This window comes from Actinomycetospora sp. (assembly GCF_055612215.1).
Map to the genome: position 1 here is coordinate 1 of NZ_JBVPVA010000232.1, position 1114 is coordinate 1114.

Annotated in this window: 1 rRNA gene; it reads right to left on the bottom strand. The window is 57.8% G+C overall.

The annotated features are described in order from the left end of the window. Positions 1-1114: ribosomal RNA gene (locus tag AC0CYZ_RS06450) — 23S ribosomal RNA — on the bottom strand; the annotation flags it as partial.

A 1114-nucleotide genomic window follows, 5' to 3' on the forward strand; every position in this document is an offset into this window, starting at 1 on the left:
ATCGCCTTGGTATTCTCTACCTGACCACCTGTGTTGGTTTGGGGTACGGGCCGTGCATGCACTCACTAGAGGCTTTTCTCGGCAGCATAGGATCACTCTACTTCGCCTCAAACGGCTACACATCACGTCTCAGCCTACATGGAACACGGATTTGCCTATGTTCCGGCCTACACGCTTATACCAGGACAACCATCGCCTGGCGGAGCTACCTTCCTGCGTCACCCCATCGCTTGACTACTACGAAATCAGGTCCCACGCTCCACAACACCCACTAGGCCCGAAGGCTTCGCGGACGCGCTTTGGGTGGTTAGTATCAAACGCCTCGTCATGGGCGCACATGCTCGGGTACGGGAATATCAACCCGTTGTCCATCGACTACGCCTGTCGGCCTCGCCTTAGGTCCCGACTTACCCTGGGCGGATTAGCCTGGCCCAGGAACCCTTGGTCATCCGGCGGCAGAGTTTCTCACTCTGCATTCGCTACTCATGCCTGCATTCTCACTCCCACACCCTCCACCGCTAGCTTCCGCCACGGCTTCCCTGGATGCAGGACGCTCCCCTACCCATCAACACGACTACACAAGGACTTCAAGAGTCCAAGCGGATCTATTGTGTCAATGACACAGCTTCGGCGGTGTGCTTAAGCCCCGCTACATTGTCGGCGCAGGACCACTTGACCAGTGAGCTATTACGCACTCTTTCAAGGGTGGCTGCTTCTAAGCCAACCTCCTGGTTGTCTGGGCGATCCCACATCCTTTCCCACTTAGCGCACGCTTAGGGGCCTTAGCCGGCGATCTGGGCTGTTTCCCTCTCGACTACGAACCTTATCGCCCGCAGTCTCACTGCCGCGCTCAACGCTCACCGGCATTCGGAGTTTGGCTGACTTCAGTAAGCTTGTCGGCCCCCTAGGCCAACCAGTGCTCTACCTCCGGTGAGTACCACGCGACGCTGCACCTAAATGCATTTCGGGGAGAACCAGCTATCACGGAGTTTGATTGGCCTTTCACCCCTACCCACAGCTCATCCCCCAGGTTTTCAACCCTGGTGGGTTCGGGCCTCCACACCGTCTTACCGGCGCTTCACCCTGGCCATGGGTAGATCACCCCGCTTCGGGT